Source organism: Streptomyces lichenis, from assembly GCF_023218175.1.
In the GTDB taxonomy this organism is placed as follows: Bacteria; Actinomycetota; Actinomycetes; order Streptomycetales; family Streptomycetaceae; genus Streptomyces; species Streptomyces lichenis.
On the sequence record NZ_JALPTH010000005.1, the window covers coordinates 193,326 to 209,400 of the forward strand.

11 protein-coding genes and 1 pseudogene are annotated in these 16,075 nt (G+C 74.1%); 4 read left to right on the forward strand and 8 right to left on the reverse strand.

Translation table 11 applies throughout. The annotated features are described in order from the left end of the window. Window positions 1-313: 313 nt before the first annotated feature. The 4 genes from M1O15_RS07350 to M1O15_RS07365 all read right to left on the reverse strand — a co-directional run bounded on the left by M1O15_RS07350 (window position 314) and on the right by M1O15_RS07365 (window position 5,778). Complete coding sequence (locus M1O15_RS07350) at window positions 314-1,486, reverse strand: VWA domain-containing protein (protein ID WP_248632434.1); 1,173 nt, start codon at window positions 1,484-1,486, stop codon at window positions 314-316. Next, a complete protein-coding gene (locus M1O15_RS07355; RefSeq protein WP_248632435.1) occupies window positions 1,483-3,981 on the reverse strand; it encodes a DUF5682 family protein in 2,499 nt (832 codons plus the stop codon). The genes M1O15_RS07350 and M1O15_RS07355 overlap by 4 nt, the downstream gene beginning before the upstream one ends. Next, window positions 3,978-5,078, reverse strand: coding sequence for an AAA family ATPase (locus tag M1O15_RS07360; RefSeq protein ID WP_248632436.1), 1,101 nt, complete (start codon window positions 5,076-5,078; stop codon window positions 3,978-3,980). Before M1O15_RS07360 ends, M1O15_RS07355 begins: the two co-directional genes overlap by 4 nt. Window positions 5,079-5,325: 247 nt before the next feature. Beyond that, window positions 5,326-5,778: an MmpS family transport accessory protein gene (locus M1O15_RS07365; protein ID WP_248632437.1), complete on the reverse strand. Its 453-nt coding sequence runs from the start codon at window positions 5,776-5,778 to the stop codon at window positions 5,326-5,328. Window positions 5,779-5,945: 167 nt separating this feature from the next. Here M1O15_RS07365 and M1O15_RS07370 point away from each other — a divergent pair. Both M1O15_RS07370 and M1O15_RS07375 read left to right on the forward strand, forming a co-directional pair. Next, a pseudogene (locus M1O15_RS07370) lies at window positions 5,946-7,004 on the forward strand (SWIM zinc finger family protein); the annotation flags it as partial. A gap of 173 nt (window positions 7,005-7,177) precedes the next feature. Continuing rightward, the gene (locus tag M1O15_RS07375) at window positions 7,178-8,848 is read left to right on the forward strand and encodes a DUF5691 domain-containing protein (RefSeq protein ID WP_248632438.1); all 1,671 of its coding nucleotides are present in this window, start codon (window positions 7,178-7,180) and stop codon (window positions 8,846-8,848) included. A 32-nt stretch (window positions 8,849-8,880) separates the two neighbouring features. On the opposite strand, the gene M1O15_RS07380 is transcribed toward M1O15_RS07375, so the two are convergent. The 3 genes from M1O15_RS07380 to M1O15_RS07390 form a co-directional block, all read right to left on the reverse strand. After that, window positions 8,881-9,537, reverse strand: a complete 657-nt coding sequence (locus M1O15_RS07380; protein WP_248632439.1) for a hypothetical protein — start codon at window positions 9,535-9,537, stop codon at window positions 8,881-8,883. A gap of 142 nt (window positions 9,538-9,679) precedes the next feature. Then, entirely contained in the window at window positions 9,680-10,093 is a 414-nt protein-coding gene (gene icmB / locus M1O15_RS07385) for a coenzyme B12-dependent isobutyryl CoA mutase small subunit (RefSeq protein WP_248632440.1), read from the reverse strand. A gap of 173 nt (window positions 10,094-10,266) precedes the next feature. Continuing rightward, entirely contained in the window at window positions 10,267-10,632 is a 366-nt protein-coding gene (locus tag M1O15_RS07390; protein WP_248632441.1) for a hypothetical protein, read from the reverse strand. Between M1O15_RS07390 and M1O15_RS07395 the strand changes: the two genes are divergently transcribed. Both M1O15_RS07395 and M1O15_RS07400 read left to right on the forward strand, forming a co-directional pair. Further along, window positions 10,631-11,473 carry an alpha/beta fold hydrolase gene (locus tag M1O15_RS07395; RefSeq protein ID WP_248632442.1) on the forward strand — a complete coding sequence of 281 codons (843 nt, stop codon included), beginning with the start codon at window positions 10,631-10,633 and terminating at the stop codon, window positions 11,471-11,473. The two genes, M1O15_RS07390 and M1O15_RS07395, sit on opposite strands and share 2 nt — an antisense overlap. A 223-nt stretch (window positions 11,474-11,696) precedes the next feature. Further along, window positions 11,697-13,280: a M23 family metallopeptidase gene (locus M1O15_RS07400; protein WP_248632443.1), complete on the forward strand. Its 1,584-nt coding sequence runs from the start codon at window positions 11,697-11,699 to the stop codon at window positions 13,278-13,280. A gap of 90 nt (window positions 13,281-13,370) precedes the next feature. Here M1O15_RS07400 and pcrA read toward each other — a convergent pair whose 3' ends face one another. Beyond that, the gene (gene pcrA, locus M1O15_RS07405; protein WP_248632444.1) at window positions 13,371-15,833 is read right to left on the reverse strand and encodes a DNA helicase PcrA; all 2,463 of its coding nucleotides are present in this window, start codon (window positions 15,831-15,833) and stop codon (window positions 13,371-13,373) included. Window positions 15,834-16,075 lie beyond the last annotated feature (242 nt).

The following is a 16,075-nucleotide window of genomic DNA, read 5'->3' on the forward strand; positions in this document are numbered from 1 at the left end:
GTCCCTTTTCTGGTGATCGCGGTTCGTTGTCTGCGTGGGCGTGCCGCGCGCCCGGTCAGGGCGGAGGGCAACGTGACTGCGCTGTCACAAGGGAGGCGTACACGGTGTCCGTGGACGCGGCATGTCCGTCTCGCAGGTTATCCCCGACCGCCCCGGGCCCCTAAATCGCAGATCACAACCGAGCGGTGATACCGGTCACAGGATCCGGCCACACCGGACCGGATCACCGAGCCGGATCACCGGGCCGGATCACCGGGCGGCCCCCTCCGGGCCGGACGGCCCGGATATCCCCGTACCGGGCAGGCCGGCCGCCTCAAGGATCGGTCGGGTCGGGTACGGGGAGCGGCAGCCCCTCGATGGCGGCGGCCATCACCTCGGGGAAGAGGTCGGGGGTGCAGGCGAAGGCCGGGGCGCCGAGCGCGGCCAGCGCCGCCGCGTGGGCGCGGTCGTAGGCGGGGGCGCCCTCGTCGGAGAGCGCGAGCAGGGCCACGAACCGCACTCCGGAGGCCTGCATCGCCGCGACCCGCTTCAGCATCCCGTCCCGTATCCCTCCCTCGAACAGGTCGCTGATCAGGACGACGACCGTGTCCGCCGGACGGGTGATCCGGGACTGGCAGTAGGCCAGCGCGCGGTTGATGTCGGTGCCGCCGCCGAGCTGGGTGCCGAAGAGCACGTCCACCGGGTCGTCCAGCTGGTCGGTGAGATCGGCGACGGCCGTGTCGAAGACGACCAGCCGGGTGGAGAGGGAGCGCATGGAGGCGAGCACCGCGCCGAACACCGAGGCGTGCACCACGGACGCGGCCATCGAGCCGGACTGGTCGACGCAGAGCACCACCTCCTTGCGCACCGACCGGGCCGCCCGGGCGTGCCCGACCAGCCGCTCGGGCACCACGGTGCCGTACTCGGGGAGGTAATTGCCGAGGTTGGCGCGGATGGTGCGGTTCCAGTCGATGTCCCGGTGGCGGGGGCGGCTGGTGCGCGCACCGCGGTCCAGCGCCCCGCCCACCGCGGCGCGGGTGCGGGCCGCCACCCGGCGCTCCAGGTCCTCCACCACCCGGCGGACCACGGACCGCGCGGTCTCCCGCACCGTCTCGGGCATCGCCTTGGCCAGGGAGAGCAGGGTGCCGACCAGCTGGACGTCCGGCTCCACCGCCTCCAGCGTCTCCGGCTCCAGCAGCAGATCGGCCAGGCCGAGCCGGTCGATCGCGTCCCGCTGCATCAGCTGGACGACCGGGGTGGGGAAGTAGCGGCGGATGTCGCCGAGCCAGCGGGCGACCGAGGGCACCGAGGCGCCGAGCCCCGCCGCACGCTCGCCCCGCCCCGGCCCGCGCCGCGCCCCGGCCCCGCCACGCTCGTCCGCCCCGTACAGCGCGCTCAGGGCATCGTCCATGGCCGCGTCGGCTCCGCCCAGGGCCCGCCCGGTGCCGTCGCCCGCACCCGGGCCGAGCACCATCCGCCAGCGCCGCAGCCGCTCGTCCTCGCTCATCGCCCCGCCCCCACGGTGTCCGTTCCTGGTCGGCCGGGTCCTTGCCCCGGTTCTTGCCCGGACGGGTCTCCGAGCAGCAACCGCAGCACCGGCAGTACGGCGTCGGCGCGCTCCCCGTCCAGCCCCGGCCCGAAGCCCGGCGCACCCGGCAGGGCGGCGCCGGAGCTCTGCCGCCGACCGGCGGGACCCCGCCGTACCAACTCGCCGATGGACCGCCGCACCGCCGGTTCGTACGCGGAGAAGGTGCGCCGCAGCAACGGCAGCACATCGGTGAACGCCTCGGGCGGCACCGTGCTCAGCCAGCCGTCGACCAGGCCGAGCAGCCGCTCGTCATGGACCAGGAGCAGCCCGCCGCCGGCCCCGTCCGCCCCGCCGCCGGCGAACCCCTCGATCCAGGCGGCCGCCGCGGCGGGCGGCGCCCCGGCCGAGAGGGCCTGTGCCATCAACCGGGCGGCCTCCTCCTCGTCCAGCCTCCCGTCGTCGAAGAGCAACCGGGCTGCCCGCCCGCGCACCACCCCCGGCACCGCGTCCCGGTCCGCGAGCCGCCCCAGCGTCTCCGCCCACCGCCCGAGCAGCCCACGCCCCGCACTCGCGTCCATGACCGCATCCGCGCCCCCACCCGTGTCCGGCAGCAGCCGTATCGCGGTGTGGACGGCGTCGAGATGGCCGCGCATCTCCGCCGCGGCGTCCGCGCCCAGGCCGGTGCAGGCGGGCGGGAGCAGAACCCGGATCCGCTCGGCCAGCCCGACGGCGACCTCGGCGAGCGCGGCGGTGTCCGTACCGCGCACATCCCCGTACCGCAGCGAGCGGGCCAGCGCGGGCAGGGCCTGCGCCAGATGGGCGACGTCCGCGTCGAGCGCGGCCCGGTCGGACAGGGCCCGCATCACCACCGGCAGCGCCTCCGCCAGGCCCGCCGCCAGACAGGTCTCGGCGAGGGCGGTGACCTCGGCGAGCGTGGTCGCCGCGACCGCCCGGGCCTCGGCCTTGGCGGTCGCCGCGCCGTGCACCGTGGTGCCCCACACGCCGGCCTCGGCCACCCGGATGTGCAGCTCCGGCTCCCAGCGCAGCCGCCAGGGCTCGCGGAAGGTGCCGGTGCCAGAGCGGCCGGCCACCGGCTCTCCCCAGGGGACGCCGAGCAGCCGGAGCCGGTGGAGCAGCCGGCTGCGTGCCGCGTCGGTCTCCTTGCGCAGATCGAGGTCGAGGGCGCGCTCGTCCGGCTCGGGCCGCAGCCGCAGGGTGCGCTGGAGCCGGCTCAGGTCCCGTTGCAGCGGGACGGCGGGCGCCCCCTCGGGGACCTGCCCCATGACGTCCCCGACCACCAGCCGGTCCTCGACCAGCCGGAGCGGGACGTCGGAGCCGCCGCACATCGCCGCCCGGACCGCGTCGGTGGTCTCGGCCAGCCCGGCGAGCGGCCGCCCACGCAGGGCGGCGAGCATCTCGGCGAGCCGGACAGCCTCGATCACCTGGGCGGGAGAGACGGCGTGGTCCTCCTCCCGCAGCAGTCCGGCGACCCGGGTCAGCCAGCGCTCGACCGGGCGGTCCGGGGCCGCGAAGAGATGGGCGTACCAGCCGGGCGAGTCGACGCCCGCGCCGTAGCCGGTGTGCCGGGCGAGCCGGCGGTGGGTCCAGGGCACCCAGGTGGTCTCGGTACGGACCTTGGGGAGCCCCTTGAGCAGGGCCCGGTCGGCGGTGGCGGTGGTCCGGGCGGTGAGGGCGGGCACATGCCAGGCCCCGCAGACCACCGCCACCTCCTCGCCGTACTCCCTGCGCGCCGCCCGGAGCCGGAGCCGCATATGGGCCTCCCGTACCGCCTCGCGCCGGGCCTCGGCCGTCCCGGGTTCCTCTTCCCGGGAGGCGTCCTGGCGGAGTGCGGCCATGGCCTCGGCGAGGCGCGCGAAGACGGCGAGCGGATCGCGCGGGGCGGTGTCCGGTGGGCCGTTGGCCCCGGGCCCGGCGGCGGCCCGGTGCTCCACCACGTCCTCCCACCACCGCTCGGCGTCCTCGTATCCCCCGGCCTCGGCGAGCGCGGCAAGCGGGTCGCGGCGCAGCCCCGCCCGCCGGGCCCGGTCCGCCGCGGCCTCGGGATCGTCACCGTGCCCGCCGCCGCCCGAGTCCCCGCCGCCTCCGTCTCCCCCTTCCGCGTCCCCGTCGGTCCAGGAGGGGTCCTGGGCCATGGCGAGCGAGTGGGCGGCGGGCAGGTCGAAGAACCGTACGGCCGCGCCCCGTTCCAGCGCCCAGCGCAGCGCCACCCACTCCGGGGAGAACTCCGCCATCGGCCAGAACGCGGCCCGGCCGGGGTCGTCCGCGGTGTGCGCGAGCAGCGCGACCGGTGGCCGCATCCGGGGGTCGGCGGCGAGCGGCAGCAGCGCGTCCGCCTCGGGCGGGCCCTCGATCAGCACGGCGGCCGGTGCGGCGGCGTCCAGGGCGGCGCGGACGGCGCGGGCCGAGCCGGGGCCGTGGTGGCGCACCCCCAGCAGCAGCGGGCCGGCCGTCATCGCGTCACCTCCCGGCAGGCGCGGTAGAAGTCCTGCCAGCCGTCCCGTTCGCGGACCACGGTCTCCAGGTACTCCTGCCAGACGATCCGGTCGGCGGCCGGGTCCCGGACGACCGCGCCGAGGATGCCCGCGGCCACGTCCCCGGGCCGCAGCAGCCCGTCCCCGAAGTGCGCGGCGAGGGCGAGTCCGCCGGTGACCACGGAGATCGCCTCCGCCGTGGAGAGCGTGCCGGAGGGGGACTTGACCTTGGTCCGGCCGTCGGTGGTGAGCCCGGAGCGCAGCTCCCGGAAGACGGTGACGACCCGTCGGATCTCGTCGCCGCCGTCCGGCGCGGTGGGCAGTCCGAGGGAGCGCCCCAGCTGGTCGACGCGGCGCGAGACGATGTCGATCTCGTCCTCGGGGGTGGCCGGCAGCGGCAGGACCACCGTGTTGAAGCGGCGGCGCAGGGCGCTGGAGAGTTCGTTGACCCCGCGGTCGCGGTCGTTGGCGGTGGCGATGAGGTTGAAGCCCCGTACCGCCTGGACCTCCTGCCCGAGCTCCGGGATGGGCAGCGTCTTCTCGGACAGGATGGTGATCAGGCTGTCCTGGACGTCGGCGGGGATACGGGTGAGCTCCTCCACCCGGGCGGTCCTGCCCTCGGCCATGGCACGCATCACCGGACTGGCGACGAGGGCGTCGGCGCTGGGGCCGTCGGCGAGGAGGCGGGCGTAGTTCCAGCCGTAGCGGATGGCCTCCTCGGGTGTGCCGGCGGTGCCCTGCACCAGCAGCGTGGAGTCACCGCTGACGGCGGCGGCGAGGTGCTCGGAGACCCAGGTCTTGGCCGTGCCGGGCACGCCGAGGAGCAGCAGGGCCCGATCGGTGGCCAGCGTGGCGATCGCGACCTCGACGATCCGGCGCGGCCCCACATACTTCGGGGTGATGACGGTGCCGTCGGGCAGGGTGCCACCGAGCAGATAGGTGGCGACGCCCCACGGCGAGAGCTGCCAGCGCGGCGGTCTGGGCCGGTCGTCGGCGGCCCGCAGCGCGCCCAGTTCACGGGCGAAGGCGTGCTCGGCGTGCGGCCGGAGCACCCCGGCGGCCGCTCCGTCCACGGCCACGTCTGCCTCTGCGTCTACATCTACGTCTACGTCTACGGGTGTGGCGCCGGTGGTTTCGGGCACGGTCGGGTCCCCCTCCGGATCGTGTGCGATCGGCTACGGGTTCCACCGTGCACCACGCCACTGACAATCGGGGTCCGAGCACCGGGACAACCGTCAGGGGGCCGCGTCCGGCGGCCCGCTGACGGCGACGGGCGCCCCCGGCCGAGCCGGAGGCGCCCGTGTGAAGCGCGAGAAGCGAGCGGGCTCAGCTGGCGATCGGCGAGACGGCGACGCACCCGCCGGCCGCGGCGTACCCGGTGCCCGACTCCTCGGCGATCGCCTTGCCCTTGTAGATGATCTTGCAAGTGACCTTGCCGTCGCCGGCCACGTCCAGCGCGTTCGGCGCGACGGACGGCGGCTCGATACCGCGCAGCTTCACGGTCTTCGTCCACGGCAGCGTCGGGTTCTCGACGGTCTCCAGCTTCGGGTCCATCGCCGACTTGCCGCCGCCCGCGTTGAACTCGATCGACGTGATCTTCTCGCCGGTCACCTCGTAGGTGACCTCGTACTCCTCGTTCACCGCCTTGTCGACAGCCTTGTCGACCTCCTTGGTGACCTCCTTCTCGGTCTGCTCGGCGATCTCGGAGCAGGCACCGAGGCCCAGGACCAGGCCACCCGCGACGAGCACGGAGGCGACGGAGCGACTGATGCGGTTCATCGGAACGGGACCCCCCGGAGTGTGAACATGGCAAACGCAGAGAACAGTAAAGATGTCGCAAAGTCAACTCGTTGCGCAGCACCGCCCATCCGAGCGAAAACCGCTGCTCGGAGCGATTGTCAGTGGGGGGTCGTACGGTCGTTCGCATGGACCAACAGGGGGAGCGCGGAGCGGCCGCCGCCGAGGCCGCGGACCGACGGGCCGCGCGGCGAGCGGCCCGGATCAGCGCGGGTGTCGAGGAGTTGGAGCAGCGCCTGGCGGATCTGCTCCGGGCCGGGCTGGCGACGGCCGACCGCACGGGGTACGGCCTCTGGGAGGAGACCGCGGCGCGGATGGTAGACGCGCAGGCCCCCGGGCTCGCCACCCGGGTCCGCGAGTTGGGCGCGATACCGGGTTCGGGCCCCGGATGGCCGGCCCGGCTCCTGGAGGAGTGCGCGCTGACCCAGCTGCTGGGCCGGGCGTGGAGCCGGATCGACGCCCTCCCGGAGCCGCTGGCGTCGGCGGTGCGGACGAGGGTGGGGCTGACGGCGCCCGCCGACGGCCCCGCGCGGCGCGACCACTGGTCGGTGCTGGCCCAGTACGACACCTCCGACGGCAAGCTGACCACCCGTCGGATATGGCTGCATGGGCGGCGGACCGGGCGTACGGCGCTGGTGCTCTCCTACGGTGCGGCGGGCCGCGCGCCCGCGCTCGCCCTGCCGGTGGGCGCGGTGGTGGACGCGGAGCTGATCGCGCGCCCCGGGGCGGGAGGGCTCCGGATGGAGCTCGGCGAGCGGTTCGCCGACCCGGCGCCCGGCGAAGGCCCGCCATCCGGTGAAGGCCCGTCATCCGGCCGAGACACGGCGCCCGGAGCGGGTCCACCGGCCGGTGGTGGCGTCACCGAGGCCCTGGCCGCCTACGGGTCGGCGCTCCGGGAGGACCCCTGGCTGGACGCCCGGCCGGTCACGCTGGCCGCGGTCATACCGCTGCCGGACGGCCAGGGCGGCTGGCAGCTGGCCGAGGAGGACGGTTCGGCGGCCCTGCCACTCTCCCCGGCCGCGCTGGGCAGGCCCGGGCTGTGGCGGCTGGCGGCGGTGTCCGGGGGCCGCCCGGTGACCGTCTTCGGCGAGTGCGGCCACCGGGGCCTCACCCCGCTGGCCGTCTGGGCGGCGTACGGCGACGGGGCCCGCGCGACCACCGAGGGCGCCGCCGTCGCCACCGCCCCGCCCCTGGTCGCACTCGTCTGACACCACCCGGGGCGCGGAGCCGGATCCGGGCGCCAAAGCCCGGGGCAGAGGCCCGGAACAGAAGCCCGGAACAAAGGATCCCGACGACGCAGGATCTCGACGACGCAGGGTTCCGACGACGCAGGATCTCGACGGCAGAGGACTTCGACGGATCAGGACGAAGGGGGACCCGGATGACGACACCGCGCCCGACCACGCCCACCGCCTGGGAGGAGCTGGTCACCACCGCCCTGCTGGGCACCGACCGCCGCATACCCCGGCGCGTCCACACCGGGAGCCCCGGTCAGTCGCGACCGCCCGGCCCGACGTCCGGGCCCGCCGCCTTGCTGGACGAGGCCGCAGTGCACACCGTACGGCGCCGGGCGGGGCTGCGGCCCGCGCCCCTCGCCGCGGCCCTGCCGGAACCGGCCCCGCACGACCCCCGGCCCGAACCGCCCGGGGCCGCCTGCCGCCGCCTCGCCTCGCTGCTCGCCGACCGAACCACTCCCGGCGCGGCGGCTGGTGGGCGGCGCGGGTCGGCGCCCGACCTCACCGAGCTGCTGCCGCAGTGGCTGGCGGTGGCCCGTGCCCATGGCTACCGGGCCCCGGCACCGCTGCTGCCCGCGCTGCTCGACGCGGCCCGGGCCCGGACGGATCTGCGCCCCGCGGCCCTGGCGTTCGCCGGGCCCCTCGGGCTGTGGCTGGCCCGGCTCAACCCCGACTGGCGGTTCGCGCTGCGCGGCACGCCGGGAGCGGACCCGCTGACCGGGAGCGACAGCGCCAAGGACGTACGGCAGCTCTGGCAGGAGGGCCTGTTCGCCGAGCGGGTCGCCCTGCTGACCGCGGTCCGCACCCGTGACCCGGCCGAGGGGCTGACGCTGCTCATATCGACCTGGCCGACCGAGCGGGCCGAGGACCGGCTGATGTTCCTGGACTCGCTGCGCACCGGTCTGTCCGACACCGACGAGTCCTTCCTGGAGCAGGCTCTCGCCGACCGCAGCCGCAATGTCCGCGCCACGGCCGCCGAGTTGCTGTCCGCGCTGCCGCGTTCCGCGTTCGCCGCGAGGATGGCCGAGCGGTCAGCGAGCTGTGTGGGGCCCGACCGTACGGGCGGCACGGGCGCGGCGATCGCCGTCGAGGCGCCCCATGAGTGCGACGCCGGTATGCAGCGGGACGGGGTGGTCCCGGCACCGCCGCCGGGGCGCGGCGCACGGGCCTGGTGGCTGGGCCAGTTGGTGGAGGCGACGCCCCTGGCGGCGTGGTCCGGGCGGTTCGGCGGGCGGAGCGCCGAGGAGATCGTCGCCCTCGACGTGGCGGACGACTGGCGGGACGAGCTGCACGCGGCCTGGTGCCGGGCGACGGTACGCCAGCGGGACGCGGAGTGGGCCCGTGCCCTGCTGGGTTCCCCGGCCGCTCCCCTGGCGACCGGCCCCGGCACCTCCTCGCTCGCCGAGCGCTCCCGGCTGCTGTCCGTACTGCCCGGGGGCGAACGCGCCGCGTGGGTGGCCGGGTTCGTCTCGGCGCACGGCCTGTCCGACGCGTTCCAGCTCCTGGGGACCTGCGCCGTTCCCTGGGCCGCGCCGCTGGGCCGCGCGGTGGTGGACGCCCTGGACATCGCCCGGGACGCGGGCAGTTACCCCTGGAGCTTCAGCGGGGTGATGGGCCTGGCCGAGCGCTGCCTCGACCCGGCGGAGGCCGAGCGGCTGGAGGTCCTCACCGGCCGCTCGGACGACCCGGAGGACGCCGCCCCGGGAGCGGGCGACTACTGGGCGGAGGCCTTCCAACGGCTGGTCGCCACCCTGCGGCTACGCGCCCTGATGCGAGCCGAACTCACCCCGGGCTCCGCACTCGGTCCGCAGCCCTGACCGACGCGCGGCTCCCCGGGACTACCGACCATTCACCCCCAGGTCTCCCCGATGACCAGGTCCGGGCCGACATGGCGGCGGACAACGGGAGCGATCACCGGAGAGGCCCCCTCACCCGTCGACAGCTTGAAGGTGTGCACGACACAGGTACGCACCGGGTGGACCGGCCCGCTGGTCTCGGCGCTGTCACTGCTGGACAGGGGCCGGACCTGCGCTCGGGCCAGCGCGAAGCAGGCCAGCGTCGTCCGCTCGTCCTCGGACCAGAAGTGCTCGATGACACCCCGGTTGCCGAAGTCCAACTGGTCGAAGACCACGCCGAGGTCCTCCTCTCCGTACGGCGCCTCGCGCAGAGCGGGAAGGACGTCGAGGACCGCCTCGCCATGAGCCAGCACGCGGGCCCGCTCGTCCGAGGCGCCCCACGGGGGCGGTGCGTCGTAGTCCCTTGGCTCCTCGGGCATGTCGTCATCCGTGCGCAGCTCGGTGCCCGGGGCCGGCTTGTCCCAACGGGCCTGCCCGCTGACGCTCCCCCAGTTCAGGGAGGCGTTGACGCACAGTCGGCCGGCCACCAGCACCCAGGGAGGACGGACGACCCGCTCGCGCGCCAGGTCGACCACCAGGCGCCCGAAGTCCTCCCGGGGCAGCAGGGTCGGCAGCTCGGGGGCGAGGAAGGCGTCGGCCCAGATTCCCATGCGAACGGTTGTACCAACACGCCCTCGGGGCGCTCATCGGCTTTTCCACACCGCGGCGAGCAGTCGCCATACGTTGGGACTCGGCCCCGGAGGGGCCGAGAAGCGCGAGCCCCAGCCCCGCGCAGCCGGCAGGCCCCCGCCCCTACGCCTCCGCCGAGACCCGGACGTTGGCGTTGACCCACTCCACGATGGAGGTGGTCGTCGCGCCCGGGGTGAAGATCGCGGCGACGCCCTTCTCCTTCAGCGGGGCGATGTCGTCCTCCGGGATGATGCCGCCGCCGAAGACCTTGATGTCCTCCGCCTCGCGCTCCTTCAGCAGGTCGAGCACCTTGGCGAACAGCGTGTTGTGGGCGCCTGAGAGGATCGACAGCCCGATGGCGTCGGCGTCCTCCTGGATCGCGGTGTCCACGATCTGCTCCGGCGTCTGGTGCAGCCCCGTGTAGATGACCTCCATACCGGCGTCCCTGAGCGCCCGCGCGATCACCTTCGCGCCGCGATCGTGGCCGTCGAGACCCGGCTTGGCCACCACCACGCGGATCGGACCGGTCACACCCATCACTGCCTCCAGCTGCGTCCCCCGCGCCTGGTGCCCCGGGGAGGTGAACGAACGTTATCTACAGCATCCCGCACCCGGTCGTTTCGCGACCGCCGGGGAGGGGGAAATCACACGCGGGACATGTTCGTCGCGGATCGCCGTCCGGAACGGGCCACCGCCGGGCAGAGTGGCGATCACCAGGAAGCCGCAGCGAGGAAGCCGTGGCGCCGCGCCGCAGGCCGCGCGGCGCGCGCCACGGCAGGCAGACCACCAGCCACAGCGGGCAGCCACGGCAAGGCAAGCAGCCACCCGGCCATGGCACGGCAGGCACGCCACGGCCACGGCCACAGCCACAGCCACAGCCACAGCCACAGCCACAGCCACAGCCACAGCAGGCAAACAGCTCGCCGCCAGGCGCACCGCTCGCCACCAAGCAAGCAGCTCGCCGCCAAGCGCACCGCTCGCCGCCGGGCAGGCAGCTCACCGCCGGGCACAAGAGCGCGCCACCACGGCAGGCCATCGCCCTCCACCCGGCTTCCCTTTCCTCGGAGGTCGGCCATGCATCCGCTCCTCGCTCTCCCCTTCCGGCCCCTCCCGATCCGCCTCCCGCTCCGCCTCCCCCTCGGGCTGTCCGCCGCGCTCGTCCGGGCCACCGCGCTGGACGCCGCGCTCCTCGCCGGACACCTCCTCCTCTACCCGACGGGCATCCACCCGGCGGGCATCGCGGACGGACGCCACCGGGCGCCGGGCCGGACCGCCGGGGCGGAGCCACCGGCCGTACTGCTGCACGGGCTGGTGGACAACCGCTCCGTCTTCGTCGTGCTGCGCCGCACCCTGAGCCGGCGGGGCCGGCGGCTGGAGTGCCTCAACTACTCGTTGCTGACCTGCGACATCCGTACGGCCGCCGAGTTGCTGGGCCGCCATGTGGAAGAGGTGTGCGCCCGCAGCGGACACGCGCGGATCGACCTGGTCGGCCACAGCCTGGGCGGGTTGATCGCCCGGTACTACGTGCAGCGGCTCGGCGGCGACCGCCGGGTGCGCACCCTGGTCACGCTCGGCACCCCGCACTCCGGCACCGTCGCCGTGCCGCCCGCCGGACTGCATCCGCTGGTCCGCCAGATGCGGCCCGGCTCCTCGGTGCTGCGGGAGCTGGCGGGACCCGCACCGGGCTGCCGTACCCGCTTCGTCGGCTTCTGGAGCGATCTGGACGCGCTGATGTCACCGGCCGAGACGGCCAGGATCGACCACCCCGACCTCACGGCGGAGAACGTCAGGGTCACCGGAATCGGTCATCTGGCACTGCTGTTCCATCCGGCCGTCGCCGCGGCGGTCCACGAGGCGCTCTCCGCGAGCCCCGACGGGCGCTCCGACGGAACGTCTGATTCCGCCGCCGTCGCCTAGCCGTCACCCCAGAGATTCGAACGACTGTCGAACGTACGGCCAAGGCTGCGCCCGCCCTCCGCCGAAAGACGGCCGAATGCCCGTTTCCCTCCGGGTCGAAACCCCGCGGAAGATTGTCGCTCGCGCATACCGCCGGGTACAGTCGCGCCCACTGCTTTCCCCTCTGGGGCCCCCTTCGCGGGGCCGTCCCGGAACTGGTCCTGCTGCCGAGGCGAGAGAGACGTTGGTGAACGACCAGCACCCCCACGCCGGGTACCTCGGGGACGGCGCCTATGCGCCGACCACCCACGAGACCGGCAGCTTCACCGCCAGCGGCTTCCACCCGGGCCACGCCCAGAGCACCGGCCACGACCAGAGCGCCGGGTACGACCACGGCTCCGGTTACGGCGGCGCCGACGCCGGATACGCCACCGGCTCGTTCACCCCCGGCGCCTTCGCCGCCGACCCGCTCTTCGGCGACTACCCCGGAACCGCCGAGCAGACGCACGCCGCCTACACCGCGACCCTTCCCGAGGGCGGGGGCGTCTTCCCCCAGGACCCCGGCACCGCCGCGTACCCGATGCCCGGCTGCGAGGGCCCGACGGCCGACGGCCACCACAGCGGCCCGTACGACACCACCCAGTGGACGGCCGCCGCCGGGTACGGCGAGTACCCCGAGTACACCGGCCAGTGGGACGCCACTACCTGGGCCGACGCCGCCACCCAGACCATGCAGACGGCCACCCTGGCCGGCCCGGAGGCCCCCGCCCCCCAGCCGCCGGCCCCGGTCTACGAGGCCACCGCCCAGTGGGACGCCTCCGGCTATGACACCGGCGCCTACTCCACCGCCGCCTGGGAGTACGCGGCCGCGCCCACCGAGACGTTCACCGTCCCGGAGCAGTACGACTACGCGGCGGCGGACCAGCCCCTGGAGGACCGGCAGGACGGCGAGCCCGCGCAGGATGCGGCGGGCGACGCCGCGGAGAGGGACGAGGACGAGGCGCCGGAGCAGGAGCAGGTGCATGAGCTCGCCGCGGTGGTCCCGCGGCCGGCGCGGCGCGGCTCCCAGGGCGGTGCCCGCGGCCGGCGCCGTACCCCCGCCAAGCGGTCCGCGCTGCTGACCGTCGCCGTGCCCTCGGCCTGCGTCATGGGCGTCGCCGGTATCGCGGCCGCCTCGGTCACCGACCTGACCGGCGAGGCGACCAAGCCGAAGACCGACGACAAGGCCGTGACCGCCGCCGACACGCCGACCGTGCAGCCGGTCGTCGCCAATCGCCAGCTCGACACCCAGCTGGAGGCCTTCAGCGCCGACGCCCGCGACTTCGGCGACCGGGCCAGCCGCACCCAGGAGCGCATCGACCTGAAGGTCCGCCAGGAGACCGAGCGCAAGAAGCGCATCGAGGAGGCCGCCCGGCGCGAGGCCCTGCGCCCCAAGTTCGCGCTGCCGGTGGCGCTGCACCAGCTCAGTGCCCGCTACGGCCAGGCCGGCGTCAACTGGATGTCGCTGCACACCGGGATCGACTTCCCGGTGCAGTACGGCACCCCGGTGATGGCCGCCACCGACGGCACCGTGCGCACCCAGTGGAACAGCGCCTACGGCAACATGGTCATCGTGACCGCCCCCGACGGCACCGAGACCTGGTACTGCCACCTCAGCAGCGCCAAGATCCGCTCCGGCTCGGTCAAGGCCGGCGAGACCATCGCGTACTCCGGCAACTCCGGCAACTCCACCGGCCCGCACCTGCACTTCGAGGTGCGCCCCGGCGGCGGCTCCGCCATCGACCCGCTGCCCTGGCTGCTCAGCCACGGCCTCAACCCGACCGGCTGACCGGCCGAACCCCGCTGACAGCACGCGAAGGGGCCCGAACTCCTCCCGGAGCCGGACCCCTTCACCGTATCCGCACCGCTCCCGCCGGTGCTACAGCTTTTCGACCGGGGCGTACCGCAGCAGCAGCCGCTTGGGCTTCTCGTCCCCGAAGTCGATGGTGGCCTGGGCGTCCCCGCCCGCTCCGGTCACCGCCAGCACCGTGCCGAGGCCGAACTGGTCGTGGGTGACCCGGTCGCCGACCGAGAGGGCGATCACCGGCTTGTCCGTCGTACGCCGGGTGGCGAAGCCGGACGGACCCGCGCTGCGGGAACGCGAGGAGGACAGCGAGGAGGCGATCCCGGAGATCGGACCGGCCGGCGCCGCCTTCGCCCCGGTGCGCTTCCACTCCAGATACGCGCCGGGGATCTCCTCCAGGAAGCGGGAGGGCGGGTTGTACGAGGGCTGGCCCCAGGCGCTGCGCAGGGTGGAGCGGGTGAGGTAGAGCCGCTCGCGGGCGCGGGTGATGCCCACGTACGCCAGGCGCCGCTCCTCCTCCAGCTCCTTGGCCTGGCCCAGCGCCCGCATGTGCGGGAAGACGCCGTCCTCCAGACCGGTGAGGAACACCACCGGGAACTCCAGGCCCTTGGCGGTGTGCAGGGTCATCAGCGTGATGACGCCGGAGCCCTCCTCGTCCTCGTCCGGGATCTGGTCGGAGTCGGCGACCAGCGCCACCTGCTCCAGGAACTCGGCCAGGGTGCCGGGGTTGTCCCCCTGCCGGTCCTGCTCGAACTCCAGAGCCACGGCCGCGAGTTCCTGGAGGTTCTCGATGCGGGTCTCGTCCTGGGGGTCGGTGGAGGCCTGGAGCTCGGCGAGGTACCCGGTGCGCTCCAGTACGGCCTCCAGCACCACGGCCGGGCCCGCGCCGGACTCGACGACCGTGCGCAGCTCGTCCATCAGGGTGTTGAACCGCTTGACCGCGTTGGCCGAGCGGGCGGCCATCCCGTACGCCTCGTCCACCCGGCGCAGCGCCTGCGGGAAGGTGATCTTCTCGCGGAGCGCGAGGGCGTCGACCATGGCCTCGGCGCGCTCGCCGATGCCGCGCTTGGGGGTGTTGAGGATACGGCGGAGCGGGACGTTGTCCTCGGGGTTGGCGAGCACGCGCAGATAGGCGAGGACGTCCCGGACCTCCTTGCGCTCGTAGAACCGGACGCCGCCGACGACCTTGTAGGGCAGCCCGACCCTGATGAGGATCTCCTCGAAGACACGGGACTGGGCGTTGGTGCGGTAGAACACCGCCACGTCCCCGGCCTTGGCGTCACCGGCGTCGGTGAGCCGGTCGATCTCGTCGGCGACGAACTGGGCCTCGTCGTGCTCGGTGTCGGCGACGTACCCGGTGATCTGGGCGCCGGCCCCGGCGTTGGTCCACAGGTTCTTCGGGCGGCGGCTCTCGTTGCGCTCGATGACCGCGTTGGCGGCGGAGAGGATGGTCTGCGTGGAGCGGTAGTTCTGCTCCAGCAGGATGGTGGTGGCGTCCGGGTAGTCCTCCTCGAACTGGAGGATGTTGCGGATGGTGGCCCCGCGGAAGGCGTAGATCGACTGGTCCGCGTCGCCCACCACGCACAGCTCGGCCGGGCCCAGGTCCTCGTAGCCGGTGCCGACCAGCTCGCGCACCAGGGTGTACTGGGCGTGGTTGGTGTCCTGGTACTCGTCCACCAGCACATGCCGGAAGCGGCGCCGGTAGTGCTCGGCCACGTCCGGGAAGGCCTGGAGCAGATGGACGGTGGTCATGATGATGTCGTCAAAGTCGAGGGCGTTGGCCTCGCGCAGCCGGGACTGGTACATCCGGTACGCCTCGGCCAGCGTCTTCTCGAAACCATCGGCGGCCTGATCGGCGAAGGCCTCCTCGTCGATCAGCTCGTTCTTCAGGTTGGAGACCTTGGCGCTGAAGGACTTCGGCGGGAACTTCTTCGGGTCCAGGTCCAGATCCCGGCAGACCAGCGCCATCAGCCGCTTGGAGTCGGCGGCGTCGTAGATCGAGAACGAGGAGGTGAAGCCCAGCTTCTTGGACTCGCGGCGCAGGATCCGGACACAGGCGCTGTGGAAGGTCATCACCCACATCGCGTTGGCGCGCGGGCCGACAAGCTGCTCGACGCGCTCCTTCATCTCCCCGGCGGCCTTGTTGGTGAAGGTGATCGCCAGTATCTGGCCGGGATGGACATGCCGGGTGCCCAGCAGATGCGCGATGCGGTGGGTGAGCACCCGGGTCTTGCCGGAGCCGGCACCGGCCACGATGAGCAGCGGGGAGCCGGTGTGCACCACGGCGGCGCGCTGCTGCTCGTTCAGCCCCTCCAGCAGCGCGGCGGGGTCCAGGGCGGTGTGCCGGGTGTCCCGGGGCGGGGGCACGTCGAAGCGGTCCCCGAAGAGGTCGTGCGGAACCTCCTCGCCGCCCGGACCGTGGTCACCGTGGTCGTCGAGGTCCTCGGGCGGGGGCGGTTCCTCGGCCGTACGGTCACCGGCCTTGCGGTCGCGGTCGCCGAGTCCCGCCAGGAAGCTGTCGTCAAAGAGGCTGCTCATCGCCTATCGAGTTTAGGACCCCCCACTGACAGCCGGGGCCGAACGGCCGGTCCCACCGTATGGACTCGGCCACCCCGCGCCTCCGGGGTGCCGTCTCCGGGCCCGGCGGCTCACTCTGCGTACCGGATCCGTACCGGCCCGCAGACATCGCGCCAAGGTCACGGAAATGTATCGGGCAAATCGAACATCATCCTTCACAGCACCACCACACGTTGGCTAGCGTGCTCGCCCAAGCGGCCCGT

What these genes read in the sequence shown, in the direction of transcription:
- M1O15_RS07390 (WP_248632441.1), bottom strand. Translation starts at nt 10,632, where the DNA reads ATGGCCGACCTCCGAGGAAAGGGAAGCCGGGTGGAGGGCGATGGCCTG.
- M1O15_RS07380 (WP_248632439.1), bottom strand. Translation starts at nt 9,537, where the DNA reads ATGGGAATCTGGGCCGACGCCTTCCTCGCCCCCGAGCTGCCGACCCTG.
- pcrA (WP_248632444.1), bottom strand. Translation starts at nt 15,833, where the DNA reads ATGAGCAGCCTCTTTGACGACAGCTTCCTGGCGGGACTCGGCGACCGC.
- M1O15_RS07395 (WP_248632442.1), top strand. Translation starts at nt 10,631, where the DNA reads ATGCATCCGCTCCTCGCTCTCCCCTTCCGGCCCCTCCCGATCCGCCTC.
- M1O15_RS07375 (WP_248632438.1), top strand. Translation starts at nt 7,178, where the DNA reads ATGACGACACCGCGCCCGACCACGCCCACCGCCTGGGAGGAGCTGGTC.
- M1O15_RS07355 (WP_248632435.1), bottom strand. Translation starts at nt 3,981, where the DNA reads ATGACGGCCGGCCCGCTGCTGCTGGGGGTGCGCCACCACGGCCCCGGC.
- M1O15_RS07350 (WP_248632434.1), bottom strand. Translation starts at nt 1,486, where the DNA reads ATGAGCGAGGACGAGCGGCTGCGGCGCTGGCGGATGGTGCTCGGCCCG.
- icmB (WP_248632440.1), bottom strand. Translation starts at nt 10,093, where the DNA reads ATGGGTGTGACCGGTCCGATCCGCGTGGTGGTGGCCAAGCCGGGTCTC.
- M1O15_RS07365 (WP_248632437.1), bottom strand. Translation starts at nt 5,778, where the DNA reads ATGAACCGCATCAGTCGCTCCGTCGCCTCCGTGCTCGTCGCGGGTGGC.